This window comes from Sorangium sp. So ce321, from assembly GCF_051530195.1.
In the GTDB taxonomy this organism is placed as follows: domain Bacteria; phylum Myxococcota_A; class Polyangia; order Polyangiales; family Polyangiaceae; genus Sorangium.
The window spans coordinates 11,673,715-11,694,776 of the sequence record NZ_CP150329.1 but is presented as its reverse complement, the minus strand read 5'-3'; the positions used below and the strand labels follow the sequence as shown (position 1 = coordinate 11,694,776).

The window sequence follows — 21,062 nt, the reverse complement described above, 5'->3', positions numbered from 1 at the left end:
TTATTTTTCTTCGAGGGCAAAGAATTCGATCGGAGACTGGCGTGATCCCCGGCATCGCACATACATATTCAGGGCAAGCGGAGTCGGTGTTAGGGCGGCATCTAGATTGATGGAGTCTGCGTGGAATCCGCCGTCCAGTAGCCCGATTTCGCGAAGGTGATCGAGCTCGTGGTCAAGTTGATGGATGTCGTATGTGCCGGATATTTCTTGAAGCGCCTTGAGGCTGACGCCAAAGTCTTCGGCCAGAACGAGCCCATTTTGGTGATAGTCGCTTTGGTGCTCTCGTGCAGGCATATTGGAGAATGCGAACCTGAGAATGAGTAATACTCGATAGTATATCTATGAATATCTTGTTTGTCTCGTCTCTTCCGGTCTTAGAACATGCGGACACGAGGAGACCTGCCCACATTTGCTGCAATTCGTCAGCATCGGTCCAGGAGGATTCTTCTATGATTGTGTGTACCAGTCGAGGATGAGCGCCAATTGGCTCTGCATCGGGCTGCGCTGGCATAAGCTGCCTAGCGTGTTCAAGTGTATTTGTGGCGTTTCTTGCTCTCCACCATCGGACCTTGTCTTGAAGCAATAGGCCAAATTCTTCAGCAACAGGGAGACAGATACGGCTCAAAAACGCTCCGATGCCTGAGACCGCACCCTCCGTCACGATTTTTACCGCTTCGGCGCCTGGCTTGATCCCCAGTAAGTCCACACTCTTGTCGTCGCTCATGATTCCTCTAATAAAAAGCGTGTCGCCTCGCGCAGGCGTCCGGAGGTATCTCTCCGGTCCGCGCTGCCGCTCCAACGTAAGCGCCCAGCCAAGGGCATCGTGACCATCCGTGGGAGGCCGGCTACCTGTTCCCATCGCGACGAAGGAGGAAGCGATGGCGACGAGAGTGGAGTGGGCCGAGCGGGTGGCGCGATGGGAGCGGAGCGGGCTGAGTGCCGAGAAGTTCGCGCGCCGCGAGGGGTACAAGCCGAAGCAGCTGTACTGGTGGCGCTGGAAGCTGCGGGCTGACGGGCCCCCGCAACCCCCGCCGTCGTCGTCGACGGAGCCGCCGCGCTTCCTGCCGGTGCACGTGGTGGCCGACGTCTCGCCGGTCGTCGTGGAGCCGATCGAGATCGCGCTGCCCAATGGGCGGGTGGTTCGCGTTCGGCCGGGCTTCGACCCGGCCACGCTCGAGCGCGTGCTGGCGCTCGCCGCCGAGGAGATGCCGTGCTGACGCTGCCGCCGTCGGTGCGCGTGTACGTCGCGGCCGAGCCTACCGACCTGCGCAAGAGCTTTGATGGCCTGTCGGCGCTGGTCGCTCAGCGCTTCGGAGCCGACCCGCTCTGCGGGCATCTGTTCGTGTTCAGGAATCGGCGAGGCGACCAGGCTCGTGTGTTGTTCTGGGATCGTACCGGATACTGCATATTTGCCAAAAAACTCGCTCGCGGCCGATTCCACCTCGCCCGCGACCTGCCCAAGGGAGCGACCCACGTCGAGGTCGAGGCGGCGGAGCTGTCGCTGATGCTCGAAGGGCTCGACCTGTCGCAGGCCGTACGGCGCAAGCGCTGGAGGCCCGGCGTGAGAAACCTCGACCCATCGAAGCAACGCTTGATGGATGCGCGCGGGATAGATATCCAGCGCGCCACGTGACCAGTCCCCCTCCGTCCCAAGCACAGCTCCCCGCCGACCTGGCAGATGTGCGACGCAAGCTCGAGCAGCTCGCGGCCGACGGGCAGGTCCCGGCGCTCATCGAGCTGGTGCTCGGGCTCCTGGTCCAGTTGCGCGACAAGAACACCGCGCTGTCGGCGAGGCTCGCCAGCGCGCTGCGCGAGCTGTACGGCCGCAAGAGCCAGAAGGTCTCTACCGAGCAGCTGATGCTGCTGTTCGCCGAGCTCGGCGCCGAGGTGCCGCAGGGGGCCGCTGACTCCGCGCCCTCGTCAGAGCCCGGCGCGGAGGCTCCTGCGCAGCCGGAGCAGGGGCTGGTGCCGCAACCTCCTGAGCCGCCGAAGCCGCCGCGAGGACGGCGTGGGCGCTCGCCGCTTCCCGCACACCTGCCGCGCGAGACGCGCGTTGTGCCGGTCCCGGAAGCCGAGCGGAAGTGCCCGCAGTGCGGCGCGGACAAGAAGTGCATCGGTCATCGTACGAGCGAAGTTCTCGAGTTCGTCCCTGCGCAGTTCCGGGTCATCGAGGAACAGAGGGAGAAGCTCGCCTGTCCGCGCTGCCCCGAGCAGGGGGTTACGACGGCGGACAGCGAGAAGGTGATGGATCGGGGGCGCCCGGGAGCGGGGCTGCTCGCGAGCATCATCGTCGAGAAGTTCGAGGACGCGATGCCGCTCTACCGGCAGGCGCAGCAGTACGCTCGCTTCGGCGTGTCGCTGTCGCCGTCGACGCTGGGAGAGTGGTCGGCGTTCGCGCTCGACGTGCTTGCCCCTGTGGCCAAGAGGATCCAGGAGCGCGTGCTGGGCTCGTGCTACCTGCGCGCCGATGACACCGGGATGCGCGTGCTGGATCAGGATCATCCAGCGGGGGTGAAGAGAGGTCATATCTGGGCCTTCGTCGGAGCCGAGCTCGTCGCGTTCCTGTACGCACCGGACTGGAGAGCGATGCATCCGGCTGCGCTGCTGCAGGGCTTCACGGGCTACCTGCAGGGCGATGGCTACGCAGGGTACGGCGCGATGTTGCGCGGAGACGAGGGTAGCGAGGTGATCGTGCCCGAGGAGCGCCGGCTCGGCTGTGGGATGCACATCCGCGCGAAGTTCGAGAAGGCGGCGAAGGGTGGTGATGCGCGAGCCGCTGTCGCGCTTGCGTACTTCAAGGCCATCTACCGCATCGAAGCGGCATGCAAAGCTGAGGAGCTGTCCGCGGAGGCACGCCTGGCGCGCCGGCAGGAGCTGTCGCTCCCCGTGGTCGAGGAGCTCTACAAGTGGATTCACGAGCTGCACCTGCGGCTCGTGCCAAGTACGCCGCTTTACGTCGCCACGCAGTACGCCATCAACCAGGAGGCAGCGTGGCGGCGCTGCTTCACGGATGGGCGCTTCGAGATCGACAACGGCGAAGTCGAACGGCGGATAAGATGTGTGGCGCTCGGAAGAAAAAACTACTTGTTCGCAGGCTCGGACAAGGGAGCTGAACGCCTCGCCGTCGGCTACACGGTCTTCGGCTCGTGCCGGGTGCACGGAATCAACCCGCTCGCCTGGGCGACGGACGTGATCGGCAAGCTGCAGGCGGGCTGGTCGCGCGAACGGCTCGACGAGCTGCTGCCCGACGCGTGGGCGCAAGCACCGCTCGTGGCTCCGGCTGCGGGCGCCGACGCGCCCTGAAACGACGCGGAGCTCGTCTTCGACACCGAGGGCCGGGGGAGCACCTCGCCGCCCCTCTCGTGTCCGCCCTTGTCCGCCCGAGCCGTGGACGGACGCTGCCCCGCGCCCAGCATCGTCGACCCCGGCAAGAGTCGCAAGGGGTGGCGCCCATGGCGATGGCTGGGCGCTTACGCTCCAACTACCCCCGTGGCCTGCGCGATCCGCAAGGCCAGCGGAGATACCGTCCCGTGTCAAGACGGCGTCCCTCCGGCAGGGGGCCGCGGCCAGGGCAGGGGGCCGCGGCCAGGGCAGGGGCCGGCCCCGCAGGGCAGGGGCCACCACCGCCACCATCCCAGCAAGGCCGCGTCCGTTCGTCTGGCTCTGGGCTGCGCCAGCACGGACCCGGGGTCGCCCCCGCCGGCCTGGTGCCGCTCGTGGAGTTCCGTGGAGCCCCGTACCCTGGCGTCACCTACCGCGCCCGCCCTCGGTGGTCCCGCTCACGCTGGCCCCACCTCAAATCCAGCGTCGCCGAAATTTATCAGGTCACACGCAGGGCACACGCAAAAAAAAGACACGGTTCTCACCGTGTCTTTCTGGTGGAGGCGCCGAGAATCGAACCCGGTGTTGAGTTGAGGACCCGTACTGACGAGAGCTGAGTTCGACCCTTGGTCGCACGGGCGTGTAGCCCGCTAGCCCGCCGCTCGGCTCCGGGATGGCGGACGATGGTAGCCGAGCCAGGACGAGGGGCGCCCACGAGCAGCAGTAAAAAATGATGAATCGCCCTCGAGAGAGCGTTGGCGCGCAGCCCAGGGGCGGCGTCCTCCCTCTCCTCCGAGAATCTAGGCAGCTAGGTTGTGCGAGCACATCAGAGTGTCGGTTTGTCCTCGTCGCTTGCTGGGCTTACGACGAGCGAGAAACTCGTGTGCAAAATGTAAGGACAGCCTGGCTCGCCCAGTGACAAAGTCGCTGCACTGCTGCTTCGGCTTGCAGCGGAAGAGCTGCATACAAATTTGCCAGTGGGCACCGTGGACAAGTTGACTGCGATTTTGGAGTCTTTGGCGACCGGCCTCGTTTTGCCCTCCGGCGTCATTGCCGAGCAGAGCAAGATCCCTGAGGATACCTCAAATGCATCGGCGAGATGGGCGAGACCACCAGCGCTCGGCTTCACGCTGCAGGCCTTCAACGAAACACAGACTATTGTCTGTTAATTCGGCCAGAGCGAGGCGCTAAACGTCGTTGGAACTTCGCGGAACGAGGTCCGACATGGCGAAGCTGCGTCCGCGGCCCGAAAAGGGCCAGCAGATCGATCCGTCCATCGACACCCCAACCCCTCACCCCGATCGCCTTCTTCCCCGCCGATCACGGCGGTCCAGCACCGATCGCCCCCGCAGCACGCGCGCCGATCAGGCCTATCTCCCGGCTCCGCATCCCGCAGCCCACCCGAGCATCCACGCCATCCTGGCCGAGCGCTCGCTCATCCTCGCGGTGCTCATCTCCAGCGGCGTCCCGGCGCGGGACCGCCCCGACGTGGAGCAGCAGGTGCTCCTGGGCGCATGGCGCTCCGTCGAGCGCGGCATGCACCGGCCGGACCCCTCGGACGAGCCTCGGCGGGCGCTCCGCGCGTGGATCCACGGCGTCGCCTGGAGGAAGGTGTCGCACTACGTCAACAGCGCCTACGTGCGTCGCGTGGTCCTCCACGCGCAGCCGCTCGGCGTGCTGCGCGAGCCCGCCGGACCGAGCCTCGAAGCGCAGATCGACGCGCGCGCCGATCTGGAGGCGCTCGCCCAGCTCAAGCCGTGGCAGCGCGAGATGTTGCTCGCCGTCGACCGCCCGGAGTCGCTCGTCGCGTTCGCGAAGGCGCGCGGCATGAACCCGTACACCGCCGCGAGCCGGCTCCGCATCGCCCGGGAAGCGCTCGCGCTGAAGCTCCGGAGGCGCCGATGAACCTCGGAAGGTGCGCTGACGTCGGGGCACACGGAACGCACACGGCGTGACGACTCCACGAGGCGGCCCGGAATTTAAGGGTGGGAGGCGGCTGCGCGGCCCGTGCGAGAGCCACTGCACGCGCCAGGCACGCCGCTCGGAAATCCAGCATGACTGTACCTGCCAGAGAGACACCCGATGCCCTCAGTGACCCATGAAGCCCTGGTGGAGCTGTTCAAGAACCGGCCGAGGCTGGCCGCCGAGATGCTGCACGACGCGCTCGGCCACCCGGTCCCGGCGTTCACGGAGGCGCGCGTCGATGCCTCCGACCTCACCGAGATCGTGCCCTCGAACCGCCGCGCCGATGTGATCGTCGTGCTGCTCGTGGGCGAGCAGGAGCGGCCCGCGATGGCCATCGTGGTCGAGGTCCAGCTCGGCGTGGACCCGGACAAGCGATATGCCTGGCCGGTGTACGTGACCCAGGCGAGGGCCCGGCACCGCTGCCCGACCCGGCTGCTCGTCGTGACGACCGACCCGGCGATGGTGAGGTGGTGCTCGCGCCCGATCGACACGGGCCACCCCGGCTGGACGCTGACGCCGCTCGTGCTTGGGCCCCGGGACGTCCCGGTCGTCACGGACGCCGAGCAGGCGAAGGCCGCGCCCGAGGTGGTCGTGCTCTCGGCCATGGCGCATGGGCGGAGCAAGGCGGCGGAGGCGATCGGCGTGGCGTTCCTGGCGGCGGCTGCCGGGCTCGATGAGGAGCGCCGCGCCCTGTACGGGGACCTGGTCCTATTCTCGATGAACGAAGCGGCGAGACGAACGTTGGAGGCGATGATGAAGAGCGGATATGAGTTCCAGAGTGAGTTCGCGCGCACCTACGTAGCCCATGGCCGGCGGGAAGGCCGGGAGGAAGGGCTGCGGGAAGGCCGGGAGGAAGGGCTGCGGGAGGGCCTGCAGGCGGGCCTACGGGAGGGGCTGCGGGAGGGCATCCTCAAGGCCAAGGCGCACGACGTGCTCGCCTTCCTCGAGGCCCGCGGGCTGGGAGTCCCCGTCGACCTGCGGCAGCGCGTCCTCGCGAGCACCGATATCGACGAGCTCGACCGCTGGGTCCGCCGTGCCGCTGTCGTCAGCGACGCCCGAGAGCTCCTCGCCACGCCCGGCTTGCGGGAGGGCCTCCTGAAGGCGAAGGCGCACGACGTGCTCGCCATCCTCGAGGCCCGCGGGCTGGATGTCCCCACCGAGGTGCGGGAGCGCGTCCTCGCGAGCGCCGATGTCGACGAGCTCGACCGCTGGGTCCGCCGGGCCGCGGTCGTCAGCGACACCAGAGAGTTGCTCGGTACAGCCGGCTCCTGAGCAAACGCTCCAGGCCACCGCAAGGGGTCGCTCTCGGTCGTCCCCTCCCATCCCGGTCCGCGGGCCGGGTACCCTTCTTGTAAAATTGCCATCCCAAGCGACGAACGCACTGCGGTGCGTGGTCCTGCTCCCTTCTCGACCCCGGGTCGCTGCGTACCCAGCTTTACCGGTTCACCTCATTCGCGCTATCTCGATGACGGAGGCCGACTCCGATATGGATCGTGGCGCCACGATGTCCCAGAGTGCCGGCCTCTGGAGGTAACCGAGATGGCTTTGGGCTCACTTCTTCGATCAGGTTCACTCGTCCTCGCGCTGGGGACGCTCGCTCTCCTCTCCGCCTGCTCCGACGACGGCGACTCCGCTGTCAGCGCCAGCGGCACGGGCGGCGGCGCGTCCGCGAGCACCGGGAGCGCCTCTCAGGGCTCCGGCGGCGGCACCACCGGCACGGGCGGCGACGCCACCGGCACCGGCGGCGACGCCACCGGCACGGGCGGCAACGGCGGCAGCGGCGCGGGGGGCAACGGCGGCGGCCCGGACGCGCCGGGGATCACGCCGAACCCCATCATCTCCCGCGGCAAGCCCGCCTTCGCCTCGGCGGGGACGGCGTCGGTGATCAACGACGGCAAGTACAGGTCGGCAGGCACCTGGACCGCGGGCAAACCCACCGCGGCCGCGCCCGCCTGGGTCGCGATCAAGGTCGGCGACGGGTACGAGCGGCTGCTCCTGAGCTGGACGGCCTCGTACAACTACAACTACATCGACGTGCAATACGGCGCGCCGGGCGCCTACCGCGTCGAGACCTCGAGCGACTCGACGGACGGCGAGGACGGCACCTGGAAGAGCGTCGCCGAGGTGACCGACAACCCGGTCCGCACGCGCGCCCACAGCTTCGACTTCAGCGGCCAGAGCTGGGTGCGCCTCGTCGTGACCGCGGCCCCCGCCACGTCCGACGGCGTCCAGCTCGACGAGATCGACGTGCACGACATCTCGAACGGCGCCGAGGACACCTGGTTCTTCCTCGGCGACAGCATCACCGCGTTCGCCTATGACCGCGACACCCCGGCCACGCAGCCGAGCTTCGCGGAGAACGTGCACGCGGCGCACGAGGCGAACTACCCCGCGATGATCAACGGCGGCATCGGCGGCGAGCTCACGAGGAGCACGGACCGCCCCAGCGCGCTCGATCGCATCGATGACGTTCTCGAGATGAACCCCGATTTCCACTTCTTCGCCATCGGCTACGGCACCAACGACTCCTGGGGCCAGACCGACCCGAGCACCTTCAAGTCGAACCTGCAGGAGCTCATCGACACCATCCAGGCCGCGGGGCGCGTCCCGGTGCTCGCGCGCATCCCGTTCTCGCCCGACGGAAACCACGACGCGCTCGACGTCTTCAACCAGGCAATCGACGAGCTCACGCAGGAGAACAGCCTCGTCCCGGGGCCGGACCTGTATGCGTGGTTCGAGGCGCACCCCGAGCAGCTCACCGACGAGGTGCACCCGGATCCCGCCGGGCGCGTCGCCATGAACAAGCTCTGGGCCGACGCCGTGGACGGCCTCTACGCCGGCCAGCAGTAGCGCGCGACGCGGCGGCGCGACGGCCGCCGCGGCGCGCCCCGGCCACCGGGCGCCGTGATGGAGCGGCCGGCGAGCGCGGCGTACCGAGCGCGGCGCCGCCGGCCGGGGCGCGCGCGGTGGTGCGTGGCCTTGCCATGCTGCGCGGGAAGCGAGACGATGCGCCTCGCGACCGGGTCGAGCGCCATGTGACGCGGCGGCACACGGGCGCCGGAGCGGAGCCGCGATGGACGACGATCACGAAGACGAGGACACGCGGAGGGACATCGCCCCCTACGTGCCGCGCCGCCCCGTGATGGCGGTGATCGGCAACGGCCTCGCGCTGGACGCGGCGACCGAGGCGGTGTGCGTCGAGCTCGGGCGGCGCGCCGTCGAGGCGGGGTTCCGGCTCGTCACCGGCGGGCTCGGCGGCGTCATGGCCGCCGTCTCGCGCGGCGGGCGCGAGGCGGCGACGTGGCGCGACGGCGATATCGTCGGGCTCCTGCCGGGGTACGAGGCGTCCGCCGCGAACCCGTACGTGGACATCGTCCTCCCGACCGGCCTGCAGATCGGGCGCAACATCCTCGTCGTCGCGGCGGCGGACGTCGTCGTTGTCGTCGGCGGAGGCGCGGGGACGCTGAGCGAGATCGCCGTCGCCTGGCAGCTCGGCAAGCCGCTGCTCTCCCTCGCGACGAGCGGCGGCTGGGCACGGCAGCTCGCCGGGGGGCGCGTGGACGACCGGCGCTCGGATCGCGTCGTGTCGGTCGCGAGCGCGGAAGAGGCCGTCACGGAGGCGTGGGACATCGTCGGCCGGGGGCGCCCCGGCGGCGGCCGGGGTTGAGCCTGGCGGCGGCGACGGCGAGGTAAAAGCCAACAGTTACAATGGCTTGCCACCTTTCGTCCAGGTGCGCTCCGTCCCGGCCGCCGGGCCCGCTGGCCAGGCGTGGTCAGGGCCCCGTGACGAGGGCGGAGACATGGATCTTCACCAGCGGATCCGTCGCCTCGGTGTAGACGACCTCGCTGGCCCCGTCGATGTGCCGGCGGACGATGACATCCTCGAGCACCCCGAGTCCGCCCCCGAACTGGAGCAAGGCGCCGCATCCGTCGAGCTTTGACGTGTATGCGCTGACCTGCATCGCTCCCGCGGGCAGCGGGGGGAAGGCGCCGAGCCGCGTCGCGATGCCGTCGCCGTCCACCTCCCAGAGCTCCTGGCTGCTGCCATCGTCGGCCGGGTGCTCCGACTCGAGCACCAGCAGGAAGCTGCCCGGCGCCCTGGCGCGCACGGTGTGGAGCAGCCGGCCTTCCGGGAGACCGGCGATGGGCAGCGACGCCGACGTGGCGAGGCGAACCACGCTCCGCGCTGCCAGCGCGAGATCGCCGTGCCCCAGGTGGAGCAGCGGATCCTCCCGGTCGGCGTAGGCGACTCGGCCGCTCTCGTCGTACCACGTGGCGGCGTCCGAGCGGCAGCGGTGCAGGACGGCCCCTGCGGGCGAAACGAGGAATCCGGAGAGCGGGTCGAGACCTTGTGCGCAAGGGGGCGTGCGCAGGACGGTATCGTTGTCGAGCGGCGCGGCCGGATAGTCGTCGCCGCGAAACGGGCAGTCGTCGCAGCGGAACTCGCGGAGCAGGTCCTCGAAGACGTTCGTATAGAGCAGGCGCCCGTCGGTGGGGCGGATCCGCGCGTTTCGCTCGTCGACGCGGCAGTCGAACCCCACGACAGCGGATTCGACAGAGCTCCAGTGCGCCACGGCGTCCCAGCCGCAGCTCCCTTCGGACAGCGTTCCGGCGAGGTAGACCTGAGCGGGGTCGAGCACGTCGCCGGTGACCGCCACGGAAGCTCCGCTGCAGTCCGGCGCGCCGCCACCATCATCGCTCCCGCCGCCGCCGCTGGACGCTCCGCCGCCCGCGCCGCCACCACCGCTCCCGCCACCGCCGCCCGCGCTCGCACCACCGCTCCCGCCACCTGTGTTCCCACCGCTGTTGTCGGCGCCGGTGTTGTCGGCGCCGGTGTTGTCGGCGCCGCCGCCACCTGCGCCCCCGCCGCCGTGGCCTTCCCCTGCGCCGTCAGTGCCGCTCGCCGTCGAGCTCCCCGCGCCGCCGCTGCCCGCGCTGGCGGCATTCACGCCGTCGTCGCGTCCCCAGTCTCCGTCGCCCCCGGGGATTGCTCCTCTCGCGCTGCACGCCGACAGCAGGAAGAGGACGGACGTTCTGGCGATGGTGCGCATAAAGTGACCTTCTCTGGAAGCGCGGCACGCCTCTCATGACATCGGTGCACGGAGCCGTGGTGCACGAGGGTTGAAGAGCGGAGATGGCCAGTGGCCGTGGCCATCATGACGTGAGCCGTCGAACGCGTCGACCTCCACCATCGCTGCGGCCTCTCTCTCGCTCGCGATACGAGCGCGCGAATCTGCCCTGCCCGCAGCGCCGCTGGCGCGCGGCCCTGCGCGCGGGGCGGACCGGCGCGCGCCGGGCGCGTCCTCGATGTGCCGTGTGACGGCGCGGTGTCCAGAGGTGCTCCGCGCGCGCCCGCTCCCGATCCGACCGGCGCGCAGCGCGTGCTAGGCTCGGCGCCGATGTCGGAAGCGGAAGACGAAGAGATGCAGCGGCTGAGGGCCCGTGTCGGGACGACCCTCCGCGGGAAATGGCGGCTCGACGCGCTGATCGGGGCGGGGGGGATGGCGGCCGTCTACGCGGCCACTCACCACGTGGGCCATCGCGTGGCCATCAAGATCCTCCACCCGGAGGGCGCCGTGTCGCGCGAGCTCCGCGCCCGCTTCGAGCAGGAGGCGCTCGCCGCCGCGCGGCTCGGGCACCCGGCCGCGGTGCAGGTCCTCGACATCGACGCGACCGAGCAGGGAGAGCCGTTCCTCGTCATGGAGCTGCTCGACGGCGAGAGCCTCCGCGAGCGGGCGTTGCGGCTCGGCGGCGTCCCGTTGCCCGAGCTCCTCGCCCACGTGGACACGCTCCTCGAGGTGCTCAAGGCCGCGCACGACGCCGGGATCGTCCACCGGGACATCAAGCCGGACAACCTCTTCGTGACGCGCGACGGGCGGCTCAAGGTCCTCGATTTCGGGATCGCGCGCATGAAGGAGGGCGGCGCCGGGCTGAAGACGCGGACGGGCGCGGTGCTCGGCACGACGAGCTACATGGCCCCGGAGCAGGTCCTGGGCAGGCACGTGGACGGGCGGGCCGACCTCTACGCGGTGGGCGCGACGATGTTCACCCTCCTGACGAACCGTCGACTCCACGACGCGGACGCGCTCACCGAAGGAGAGCTCCTCATCAGGATGAGCACGACGCCCGCCCCGTCGCTGGCGACCGTCGCGCCCGGCATGGATCCGCGGGTCGCGCGCGTGGTCGACCGCGCGCTCGCCTTCCAGGTCGAGCGGCGCTATCCGGACGCGCAGACGATGCTCGCCGACGTGCGCGCCGTGCGCCGGGGCGAGGAGCCCCCCTTCGCGACGGTGGCGATGGCGGAGGTCGACGAGCGCACGCGCGTGCACGGCCGGGGCCGGGCCATCCCCGAGGGGCCGCCGATCGGCGCTTCCTTCCCGGGCGCGAGCCCGCCGGCCATGGCGGTGCCGGCCGTGTCGGCCGCCGCGGCGGCCGCCTCGACGGCGGCTCTGCCGGGCCAGCCGCAGGCGGGCGCGGGCGCTGTGCGCGGGCCGCGCGCGCCGGGGTCGCCGCGGCTCGTCATCGTCGGCGCGGCGGCGGTGCTCTTCTTCTGCGTCGGCCTCGGGGCGGTGCTGCTGCTCTGGCCCTCCCGCGACGAGGGCGCCGGAGACAGCGGCGCGCCGGCGTCGGTGTCCCTCAAGGACATCCCCCGCGCCTCGAGCTCCGCGGTGCCGGTGGCCGACGCCGCCGGCTGCCAGCCGGGCGTGCCCTGCACCTGCCCGGGCGGCACCCCGGGCAACGTGCCGAAGGCCTGCCAGCTCACCTGCGGCGAGGCGTCGGGCTGCAAGCCGAGCTGCTCCGATCGCGACGTGTGCGAGAGCCGCTGCGGCGGAGACTGCCAGTCTTCCTGCGCGAGGAGCAAGGCGTGCGACACGCGGTGCGCGGACGGCTGCGATATCGATTGCCGCAACGCCGAGACGTGCCAGGCGACCTGCGGCGCGGGGTGCTCGTACGCGTGCGAGGACGCGGGCAAGTGCGTCCCCGTCGTGGGGGACCGGAGCGTCGTGAAGTGCAACCGCGTCGGAGGGTGCGAGGTGACCTGCACGGGCTCGTGCGCGGTGTCGTGCTCCGGGACTGGCTCGTGCAAGGTGGAGTGCCAGGGGCAGGGGCCGGCGAAGCGGTGCGGCGACGGCCGCCGGGCGTGCGGGGACGGCTGCTCGCTGCCGCGGTGAGGCGGGAGGCGGGGCTTCCGGGAAGCCTCATTTGAAAAGGCGCGGGTCGAAGAGGCGTGAAACGGGCGCCGGTATCCGTGGCGTTCCGATGTCGGGGTGCCTTGGATTCGGGAGGATATTGCCCTCGGCTGGAATCCTCGCTGCCCTCTTCGCGCTCAGAGCCGCGCCTTGCGCAGCGCGAGCAGCCAGTCGTTGAGGTCGCCCTCGTTGCGCGGCTCCTCCGGCAGCACGGCCCGATCGTAGGCCGCCTCGAGGGTCGTGAAGGCCCGCGCGATCTGCTCTGCCCAGCGCCCGGCGGCCTCGGGGGAGAGGGTCGTCTTCTCGCCGGCCCGCTTCGCCTCGATGAGCTCGCGCGCGGCGCTGAAGCCGTAGAGATCGAGGAGCGCGGTCACGTCGGTGACGATCTCGCCTGTCCGGAGCGCGTGGGCGCCGGTCAACGCGGTCCTGAGGACGTAAAGCAGCTTCTTCGCCGACGTGCGGCCGCCCGTCTCCCAGGCGCGGAGCTGGCTCGTGGCGAACCCGACGTAGTGGCGGAAGACCCGGCGCGACAGGGCCTCTGCGACGAGCGGGCGGAGCGAGGCGAGGTCAGGATCGATGTGGAGCTGGAGGGAGCCGAGGATCCGCTCGATGTAGTTGCCATTGCCCTGGAGCACGCCGAGCAGGACGGGGTGGATCTCGTTCGACGTGTAGTCGATCTCGACGCCGTCGATGACCTCCAGCCGCGAGGGGCTCGCGCCGCTGCGCAGCAGGCCGAGCAGCTTCTCGGTCGGCTCGACGTGCACCGCCTTGAGGTCGAGATCGCTGTCCGGGGAGGGGAAGCCGTAGGCGTGCGCGCCGCTCAGGGCGACGACGAGGTGCGGGCGCTTCGCCTCTTCCTGGGCGATGACGCGCGCCGCGACTTCCTGCTGATGTGCCTCGAGCACCTGGGTGTTCATCCCTCGTCCTTTCCTTCATCGCCGCCGCGCGCCGATCCCGCGTCATCGCTGCCGCGCGCCGGGCTCGCGTCCCCGTCGTCCCAGACCGCGACCGGCGCGGGGGGAGCGTCCTTGCCGAGCGGTCCTTCCGCCGCCGCGAGGTGCCGCCGGGCGACCTCCTCGCGGACGCGCCGGAGGAGCGCGTCGGCGCGGGGCACGTCGGGGTGCGGCGGGAGCTTCGTCGCGAGCCGCGCGGCCTCCAGCTCGGGGGTCATCGCCTCGGCGAGCTCGATCGTGCGGTCGAGCGGCCAGGCGCCGGCCTTGATGGCGAGGAGCGTCTCGCGCAGCTCGCCCTGCACGACCAGATCGACCTCGCCGTCGCGCAGCCAGCGGATGGCGGTCGCGATGAGGCGCACGAGGTTGTAGGCGTTCTTGGGGCGGAGGTCGCGGGCGGGGTCGAGCGAGGTCCTGCCCGCGCGCGCGAAGGCCGCGAGCGAGGCGAAGTCGCGCGCGGGCAAGAGGCCCTGGTCGTGGAGCGAGCGGTAGAGCTGCTTGATGTACTCCTTCGCCTGGAGCTCCCTGTCGGCCTCGGTCGGCGCGGCGCGCGGGCTGATGGCGGCGAGCTTCCGGGCGATGTCGTCGAGCGACAGCGAGGGGTCGTCCGCGAGCCAGTCGAGCACCCGCTCCCGGTGCTCGGCGAGCCGGTGCGCCTGCGAGAGCCGCTTCAGCTGCGAGAGCGCGTAGCGGCCGAAGCTGCCGTAGATGGCCGACGAGACGAACGCGCCGCGCGCCTCGAGGAGCCACGCGCCGATCTCGTCGCGCGCCTCGGCGGTGTGGACGAAGAGCAGCTCGAGGGTGTTCGGATCGGCGCGCAGGGCCTGGCGGATCGCCTTCTCGACCTCCCAGTACGAGGCGCTGCCGTCGGTGCTCACGAGGTCGCGGGGCGGCTCGGCGAGGCCCGTGGTCCAGGGGAAGGGGAGCGCGAAGACGCCGCGCCTGTCGGTGTCGGAGCCCTCGTGCGCGAGCCCCCACGCGCGCGACCCCACGACGGCCTCGAGGACCACGGCGGGCCGGAGCGCGTCCCAGGCGGCGCTGCGCCGCTCCGCGTGCCGCACCTGGCCGGCCTTGCGCGGGACGAGCTCGTCGCGGCGGTAGCGGACGACGCCGATGCCGATGAGCATCACGTCGAGCTCCGCGCCGGCCGAGGCGACGACGCGCCCGATGGCGCCCTGGGGGACGCGGCGCTCGCCGAGGACGCGGTCGACCCGGGTGGTCACCTCCGTGCCGTGCGGCAGGGGGACGGCGAGCGGATCGAGGTGGGTGAGGCCGCGCAGGCGGAGCTCCATGAGCGGACGCTACCATGCGGGAGGGCGTGCCGAACGGGCTCGTGCGGGACGTACGGTGAGGCTTTCCGTGCCTTGCGGAGGTCGCCCGAGGGGGCTCGGTCGTGGTGGGGCGAGGCCCTGGCGCGCGGCGGGGCCTGCTGGGGGGCCGGTGCGCCGGGAGGTCGGCTGCGGTACGGTGGCCGACGATGATCACGCGGATCGAGGTCGATGGGTTCAAGTCGCTCCGCGGCTTCGCGCTGGACCTGGAGCCGCTGACGGCGATCGTGGGCGCCAACGGCGCGGGCAAGTCGAACCTGCTCGACGCGCTGCACCTCCTGTCACGGCTCGCTCAGAGCAGCGTCACCGAGGCGCTGAAGGGCGGTCGCGGCGCGATCCGGGATCAGTTCTCGCGCCTGCGGGGCGGAGCGGCGGGGAGGATCAGGATAGGTGTGGACATGCTTCTCGTCGCCGACAGGGATGCTTCACGAGACCAGCACGCGACGCGGTATTGGTACACGGCGGAAATTGAGCGTGTCGCCCTCTCCTCTGGAATCGAGGACATCACGGTCGAGGAACACAGCGACGTCATCGATGACCCGGCCGCGCCGGACACGTGGATGGCGCGGCATCCGGCGCTGGCACGTCATGCCGACCCGGCCGGTAAGGTCGAGGATCGAGCGCTGAAACTCCGCAGGATTGAGCATGAGCTCAGCGCCATCCGTGTCGTTCAATTCGAGCCTTCCAGGCTTCGCCTCCCCAGCGAGCGCGCTGCAGGCGCGGCCCTCGCAGCGGACGGCTCCAACCTGCCGACGGCGCTCGCTGCGCTTGCGCCCGCGGCGCGAGCTCAGATCCGGGCCGATCTCGCGGAGCTCATTCCGGGTTTTCGCTCGTTCGAGGTGGTGCCAATCGATGAAGAGCTCCGGCTGGAAGTGGAGTTCACGGACGGCGCCCGCGTGCCCGCCCGCGTCCTCTCGGACGGCACATTGCGCCTCATCGCATTGCTCACCCTCCTGCGTGGCTCGCCGCCCGGCGCGCTGATAGCCGTTGAGGAGCCAGAGAATGGCATCTATCCCGGCCGGCTACGCGCGCTCGTCGACAAGCTCGTCGACGCCACCACGCCCCGCGGCGACGTCCTCCCGCCGCAGGTGCTGCTCACGAGCCATTCGCCCGCGATCCTCGCCGCGCTCCACGGAAGGCCCGAGTCGCTCGTCTTCGCGGATCTCGTCCGGCGTGGAGACGACCTCCGCTCCACGCGCATGCGCCATGTGCGCGCCGGAGACGGTCCGGAGCGCGATCCGGGCACCGTTTCCCTGCGAGAAATCGAGCGCATCCTGGACGCCGCCCGCCCGGAGGACGAGGCGTGATCTGGCTGTGCGCAGGGGTTTACGCCGAGGGCCCCACCGACGACCGGTTCCTCTGCAACCTGATCAACCGGATCTTGCCGCCGCTCGCCGTCGAGATCTGCAAGGGCGGCTTCTACATGGATGACGCCCGGCGCATCGACGAGCCGCGACGAATGCGGGGAGCGAGCCGGGAAGAGCGGATCGCCGCGGCGATCGAGGAGAGCTGGAGCGAGTGCAACCTGTTCATCGTGCACAGCGACGGCGAGGGCGCGCCCGATGAGGTGCGGCGCGAGCGGATCGAGCCGGGCCTCGCCCGCGCGCGGCGCGCGCGCCCCGACCTGGTCGCGGCCGCCTGCGTGCCCGTGCGGGAGACCGAGGCCTGGATGCTGGCCGATCCAGAGGCGTTTTGCCGGATCTTCGAGACCGACAGAGCGCCGACTCTGCCTCACGATCCAGAAGCGCAGTCCGATCCGAAGAAGGTCCTGGAGACGGTGCTCTGTGAACTGGGCGCACGGATGGGTAGAGGCGTGGAGGAGTACTACGCCGTGCTCGGAGCCGAGGTGCGCCTCGATGCCTTGCGGCGCCTCAGGGCATTTCAGCAGTTCGACGAGGAGTTGCGGAGGGCGATCGCCGTCCTGGCCACGCCTAGCGGCGAATGAGCCGCGCTCCCCATCAACCCTCGACCGGCGTGAGCAAGGCGCCCCGGTGGCGCGCCAGGAAGCTCCGCACGTCCTCGGCGGGCTTGCCGGTGAGCTCCTCCACCGCGTTCGTGGCCACGTCCAGCGCGCCGCGCGCGATCCCCTCGTCGAACGAGGCGAGCAGCGTGGCCACCCAGGCGGGCGTGCCGGCCTTCTGCATGCCCTGCTCCAGCGCCTCGCGCGGGACGGGGACATAGGCGATCGGCTTGCCCAGAATATCCGACGCGATCCGGGCGATCTCGCCCTGTGACACGGCTGCAGGCCCGGTGATATCGAGCACGCGCTTGCCGTTGAAATCAGCCGCCAGCGCCGCGGCCGCGGCCCTGGCGCAGTCCTCGCGCGTGACGTAGCCGGTCCTGCCGTCCCCGGCCGCGGCCACGAGCTGGCCCGTCGCCAGCGCGCGCCGCAGCGAGACCACGAGCAAGTCGGTGTAGAGGTTGTTGCGCAGGACGGTGGCGCCGAGGCCGCTCTCCGTGAGCGCGTCCTCCGTGCCCTGGTGGTCCGGCGCGATCGTGATCGGCGAGCCCGCCCCGGGGTTGATCAACGAGGTGTAGACCACGTGCCGCACGCCCGCCTTCACGGCAGCCTCGATCGCGCTCCGGTGCTGCGCGATGCGCTGCCCCGGGCGGTCCACCGCGTCGGTGCTGATGAGCAGCAGCCGCGCCGCGCCGGCGAACGCCTCCGCCAGCGATGCAGGCGAATCGAAGTCCGCGCGCCGCACCTCGACGCCGCGGGCGCGGAGCTCGCCGAGCCGCTCCGGGTGCCGCGTCGTGGCGATGAGGGGACCCGCGCCCTGCGCGAGCAAGAGATCGACGACGCGCCGCCCGAGCTGGCCGCCGGCGCCGGTGACGAGGAGAGGCTGAGACATGGTGAGAGCTCCTTGTGACGAGGTGGATGAAAAGAACTCTGGGTCTGTCTCGAATCTGGTTCAATGAGCTGATTATGGTTACTGTGTTCCGAAATGGGAACAATGGACCTGAACCACCTCTCCGTGTTCGCGGCGGTCGCCGAGACGGCGAGCTTCACCGCGGCGGCGCGCCGGCTGGGGGTGCCCAAGTCGACGGTCAGCCGGGGCATCGCGTCGCTGGAGGCGTCGCTCGGCGTGCGCCTCTTGCAGCGGACGACGCGCAGCGTGGCGCTCACGACGGCCGGGCAGGCGCTCGTCGATCGCGTGGGCTCACGGCTCAAGGCGCTGACGGAGGCGATCGAGGGCCTCGCGGAGCTCGCGGACGAGCCGTCGGGCGCGCTGCGCCTCACCACGACGGCGGACTTCGGCACCGAGGTGCTGGCAGAGCTCCTCGCCGGCTTCTGCCGCCGCTACCCGCGCGTCACGGTGGAGATGCACCTGTCGCACCGGCCCGTGGACCTGGTGAAGGAGGGGTACGACGCAGCCTTTCGCTTCCTCCGGAAGAAGCCCCGGGACTCGACGCTCGTCGCGCGCAAGGTGGGCGAGCTGAGCTTGAGTTTCTACGCCTCGCCCGCGTACCTGGCCGCGCGGGGGACGCCGCGGACGCTGGACGATCTCGCGGAGCACGACTGCGTGGCGCTCACCGGGACGAGCCCCTTCGCGCCCGACGAGGCGTCGCGCGCCCGCGCGCCGCTCCGCGTCCGTTTGCTCGCGGACGACGGGTTCTTCGCGCGCGAGGCGGTGCGCCACGGCGTCGGGATCGGCCTGCTCCCCGCCTTCCTCGCCCAGCAGGACGTGCTCGCCGGAGCGCTCGTCCGCGTGCTCCCGCGCTGGACAACGCCGATGGGCGGCGTCTACCTCGTGTTCCCGAGCGGCCAGCTCCTGCCCAAGAAGACCGTCGCGCTGCGCGACCACGTGGTGGAGGCGCTTCGCGTGCAGCTCAACGCGCGCGCCGGTCGCGCCGGGGAGAGCTAGCTGGCGGGCGCCGTCAAACCCGCCGACGCATGGCGCTGGCCTCCTCGTCCGGGCCGTCCCCGACAGCTTATTGCGCGCACGCTGTCGAACGACCCGGGGGTGCCGTGATGAGACGCGGTCCTCCTCCCCGCGCCGGCGCCCGTTCGGGGCTTGATCTGCTGACAGGGCGTGAGGCTACGCTGGCGCGCAGCCAAGATCGCCGGCGTCCGGCGAGCGGCGCTCCTGAACATGAGGGAACACGTGGATACGCTCTCGCGCTCGCCGCTCGCCGTGGCCGAGTATGGCCTGGATCTGGTGATCACGGGATGGAACGAGAGCGCCGCGCGACAGCTCGGCATCCCGGCGCAGGAGGCGATCGGCCGGTCGATCGCCGAGCTGCTCCCGACGCCCGAGGACGAGGGGCTGTGGCGGCGGCTGCTCGAGGAGGACAGCGGGGAGCGGCGCTTGCGCCACGCCCGGCGAGACGGGGGACACGTGGCTTGCGCGTGGGTTCACCACCGCGTGCTCGACGCGCGGGGCGAGGCGGTCGGTGTGCTGTGCATCGGTCGCGACGTGACGGCCGAGGTCGAGGCGTCCCTGCGCCACGCGCAGCAGCAGGAGCTCCTCCGCGCCCTGGTCAACAACCTCGATGTCGTCGTCTGGGCCTCCGACCGCCGGGGCGTGTTCACCTACCTGGACGGCAAGGGGCTCGAGGCGGCCGGCGTGAAGCCAGGCCAGTTCGTCGGGCTCAACAACTTCGATCTCTTCAACGAGCACGAGACCGTGGGATTGCGCCGCGCCCTTCGAGGGGAGCCGGTCCACAACGTCTCCGAGGCGCACGGCAAGCCCATCGAGAACTGGTTCGTCCCGATCCGTGACGAGCGCGGCGAGGTGGACGCGGTGATCGGCATCACCCTCGATCTCACGAGGTCGCGGCGCGCGGAGCTGGAGCTGGGGGAGCGGCTGGCGCTCATCGAGCGGCAGCAGCAGGTGATCCGCCAGCTGTCGACGCCCATCCTCCAGGTCTGGAGGGGCGTGCTGGCGCTGCCGATGATCGGCGTGGTCGACAGCGCGAGGACCGCGGAGGTGATGGACAGCCTGCTCCAGGCGGTCGTGCGCACCCAGGCCCGCTACGCGCTCCTGCACCTGACCGGCGTCGAGGCCGTCGACACGAAGACGGCGAGCTATCTCGTCGACCTCGTCCGTGCGATCCGGCTCCTCGGCGCGGAGGGGATCATCACCGGGATCCGGCCGAGCGTCGCCCAGACGGTCGTCTCGCTCGGGCTCGACCTGGCCGAGGTCACGACCCTGTCGGACCTCCAGGCGGGCCTCAAGCACTGCATCGGGCGCTCGCTGGGCGAGGAGCGGGCGCGCGACGCGAGGTCGTCCGGCAAGCGGTGAGCGCGCGGCGCGCTGCGAAGGCCGCGCCGGCCGGACGCTCGCACCCTTCCAGCGGGTACGCTCAGGTGCGGCTGCTGAGCAAATTACAGCAGCGCTAGAAGGATAACAATCGACGCCGGCCCGTGCCCAGACCGGGGCCCCTGCGGTCTATCCAGGTTGAAGGGGCCAGCGACAGCGGGTCGCTTCGGGGCGCCGCGCCACGCGGAGCGGCGAGGCTCCCTGCCATTCATCCACGAGGGTTCCGGCCGCTCCGGCCGGACCACGGCGGCGCTGGCCATGCTGCGCGCGGTGCCCTCGCGCGGGTTCGATGCTTGTTCACTCACCATCATCTTTTCTGGAGGAACGTCATGCAGATTCGTTCGATTCTCGGGCTTGTTATCCCGGCTTTGCTCGCCGCGTGCGGCGACTCCCAGGTGGGCTCCGACTATCCCGGCGAGGCTCTCCTGACGGTGCAGGGCACCATCGTCAATGAGCTCGACGCCGCGCCGACGGGGCCGGTCGACGCCGTGCTGGTCTGGAACAACGAGAGGAGCGACAGCGGCAGCGAGAACCACCCCGTCCGGGCGACGGCGGTCGGGAGCTTCCCTGCGAGCTTCACGCTGTCGCTCCATGAGCCCCCGCCGGAGAGCGGGCTCAACGACATCCGCGAGCTCGGCTTCGAGGACACCAGGGTCGGCATCGGCATCATCGTGGCGGCGCTGAGCGAGGAGCATGCCGCCTCGGAGCCCACCCGGCTCGGCGTCGATGAGCACCACGTGATCGTGTACGTCGAGAGCGAGATGGACGAAGACGGCGTCTGGTCGGCTTTCTTCGGCGGGGCGCTCGCCCCCGGGTACCACGTCATGGATGCGGTCTCCCTCGAAGGGGGCGTGGTGGATGCAGAGATGCAAGCGGCCTTCGACGCCTGCGAGGCCGCGGCGACGACGGAAGCGGAGCACATCGTCTGCGGGGCGTATGACGTGAAGCTCAAGATCCGCCCCGCCGCAGGCGGCGCGAGCGCGGCGCTCACGGTCCGCATGGCGCCGCCGGAAGATTTGGAGTTCCCGGACTGGCACTGATCGT

17 protein-coding genes and 2 pseudogenes are annotated in these 21,062 nt (G+C 70.6%); 13 read left to right on the top strand and 6 right to left on the bottom strand.

What is annotated here, in order from left to right:
* Together WME89_RS43460 and WME89_RS43455 are read right to left on the bottom strand one after the other, a co-directional pair.
* The gene (locus WME89_RS43460; protein ID WP_438012095.1) at nucleotides 1-294 is read right to left on the bottom strand and encodes a hypothetical protein; all 294 of its coding nucleotides are present in this window, start codon (nucleotides 292-294) and stop codon (nucleotides 1-3) included.
* A 52-nt stretch (nucleotides 295-346) separates the two neighbouring features.
* A pseudogene (locus tag WME89_RS43455) lies at nucleotides 347-511 on the bottom strand (hypothetical protein); the annotation flags it as partial.
* A 367-nt stretch (nucleotides 512-878) separates the two neighbouring features.
* Here WME89_RS43455 and tnpA point away from each other — a divergent pair.
* The 7 genes and pseudogenes from tnpA to WME89_RS43420 all read left to right on the top strand — a co-directional run bounded on the left by tnpA (nucleotide 879) and on the right by WME89_RS43420 (nucleotide 8,953).
* On the top strand, nucleotides 879-1,217 hold the full coding sequence (tnpA, locus tag WME89_RS43450; protein WP_437923758.1) for an IS66 family insertion sequence element accessory protein TnpA: 339 nt from the start codon (nucleotides 879-881) through the stop codon (nucleotides 1,215-1,217).
* Nucleotides 1,211-1,633 carry an IS66 family insertion sequence element accessory protein TnpB gene (tnpB, locus tag WME89_RS43445; RefSeq protein WP_438005459.1) on the top strand — a complete coding sequence of 141 codons (423 nt, stop codon included), beginning with the start codon at nucleotides 1,211-1,213 and terminating at the stop codon, nucleotides 1,631-1,633. Before tnpA ends, tnpB begins: the two co-directional genes overlap by 7 nt.
* Complete coding sequence (tnpC, locus tag WME89_RS43440) at nucleotides 1,630-3,303, top strand: IS66 family transposase (protein WP_438005458.1); 1,674 nt, start codon at nucleotides 1,630-1,632, stop codon at nucleotides 3,301-3,303. The genes tnpB and tnpC overlap by 4 nt, the downstream gene beginning before the upstream one ends.
* Nucleotides 3,304-4,545: 1,242 nt before the next feature.
* Nucleotides 4,546-5,226, top strand: a complete 681-nt coding sequence (locus WME89_RS43435; RefSeq protein ID WP_438005457.1) for a sigma-70 family RNA polymerase sigma factor — start codon at nucleotides 4,546-4,548, stop codon at nucleotides 5,224-5,226.
* Between the two features lie 177 nt (nucleotides 5,227-5,403).
* Nucleotides 5,404-6,366 (top strand): annotated as a pseudogene (locus WME89_RS43430) (hypothetical protein); the annotation flags it as partial.
* A 459-nt stretch (nucleotides 6,367-6,825) separates the two neighbouring features.
* Nucleotides 6,826-8,136, top strand: a complete 1,311-nt coding sequence (locus WME89_RS43425) for a GDSL-type esterase/lipase family protein (protein ID WP_438005456.1) — start codon at nucleotides 6,826-6,828, stop codon at nucleotides 8,134-8,136.
* Nucleotides 8,137-8,359: 223 nt separating this feature from the next.
* Nucleotides 8,360-8,953 carry a TIGR00725 family protein gene (locus tag WME89_RS43420; protein WP_438005455.1) on the top strand — a complete coding sequence of 198 codons (594 nt, stop codon included), beginning with the start codon at nucleotides 8,360-8,362 and terminating at the stop codon, nucleotides 8,951-8,953.
* A gap of 106 nt (nucleotides 8,954-9,059) precedes the next feature.
* Here WME89_RS43420 and WME89_RS43415 read toward each other — a convergent pair whose 3' ends face one another.
* Nucleotides 9,060-10,337, bottom strand: a complete 1,278-nt coding sequence (locus WME89_RS43415; RefSeq protein WP_438005454.1) for a hypothetical protein — start codon at nucleotides 10,335-10,337, stop codon at nucleotides 9,060-9,062.
* Nucleotides 10,338-10,685: 348 nt separating this feature from the next.
* Between WME89_RS43415 and WME89_RS43410 the strand changes: the two genes are divergently transcribed.
* Complete coding sequence (locus WME89_RS43410) at nucleotides 10,686-12,458, top strand: serine/threonine protein kinase (RefSeq protein WP_438005453.1); 1,773 nt, start codon at nucleotides 10,686-10,688, stop codon at nucleotides 12,456-12,458.
* Between the two features lie 155 nt (nucleotides 12,459-12,613).
* On the opposite strand, the gene WME89_RS43405 is transcribed toward WME89_RS43410, so the two are convergent.
* Nucleotides 12,614-13,393 carry a nucleotidyltransferase domain-containing protein gene (locus tag WME89_RS43405; RefSeq protein ID WP_438005452.1) on the bottom strand — a complete coding sequence of 260 codons (780 nt, stop codon included), beginning with the start codon at nucleotides 13,391-13,393 and terminating at the stop codon, nucleotides 12,614-12,616.
* The gene (locus WME89_RS43400; RefSeq protein ID WP_438005451.1) at nucleotides 13,390-14,718 is read right to left on the bottom strand and encodes a DNA polymerase beta superfamily protein; all 1,329 of its coding nucleotides are present in this window, start codon (nucleotides 14,716-14,718) and stop codon (nucleotides 13,390-13,392) included. Before WME89_RS43400 ends, WME89_RS43405 begins: the two co-directional genes overlap by 4 nt.
* A gap of 185 nt (nucleotides 14,719-14,903) precedes the next feature.
* Between WME89_RS43400 and WME89_RS43395 the strand changes: the two genes are divergently transcribed.
* Nucleotides 14,904-16,061: an AAA family ATPase gene (locus tag WME89_RS43395; protein WP_438005450.1), complete on the top strand. Its 1,158-nt coding sequence runs from the start codon at nucleotides 14,904-14,906 to the stop codon at nucleotides 16,059-16,061.
* Between the two features lie 74 nt (nucleotides 16,062-16,135).
* The gene (locus WME89_RS43390; RefSeq protein ID WP_438005449.1) at nucleotides 16,136-16,699 is read left to right on the top strand and encodes a hypothetical protein; all 564 of its coding nucleotides are present in this window, start codon (nucleotides 16,136-16,138) and stop codon (nucleotides 16,697-16,699) included.
* A gap of 13 nt (nucleotides 16,700-16,712) precedes the next feature.
* On the opposite strand, the gene WME89_RS43385 is transcribed toward WME89_RS43390, so the two are convergent.
* Complete coding sequence (locus WME89_RS43385) at nucleotides 16,713-17,606, bottom strand: SDR family oxidoreductase (protein ID WP_438005448.1); 894 nt, start codon at nucleotides 17,604-17,606, stop codon at nucleotides 16,713-16,715.
* Between the two features lie 93 nt (nucleotides 17,607-17,699).
* On the opposite strand from WME89_RS43385, the gene WME89_RS43380 reads away from it, so the two are divergent.
* The 3 genes from WME89_RS43380 to WME89_RS43370 all read left to right on the top strand — a co-directional run bounded on the left by WME89_RS43380 (nucleotide 17,700) and on the right by WME89_RS43370 (nucleotide 21,058).
* The gene (locus tag WME89_RS43380) at nucleotides 17,700-18,620 is read left to right on the top strand and encodes a LysR substrate-binding domain-containing protein (RefSeq protein ID WP_438005447.1); all 921 of its coding nucleotides are present in this window, start codon (nucleotides 17,700-17,702) and stop codon (nucleotides 18,618-18,620) included.
* Nucleotides 18,621-18,860: 240 nt separating this feature from the next.
* Entirely contained in the window at nucleotides 18,861-20,000 is a 1,140-nt protein-coding gene (locus tag WME89_RS43375) for a PAS domain-containing protein (protein ID WP_438005446.1), read from the top strand.
* A 347-nt stretch (nucleotides 20,001-20,347) separates the two neighbouring features.
* Nucleotides 20,348-21,058 carry a hypothetical protein gene (locus tag WME89_RS43370; protein ID WP_438005445.1) on the top strand — a complete coding sequence of 237 codons (711 nt, stop codon included), beginning with the start codon at nucleotides 20,348-20,350 and terminating at the stop codon, nucleotides 21,056-21,058.
* Nucleotides 21,059-21,062 lie beyond the last annotated feature (4 nt).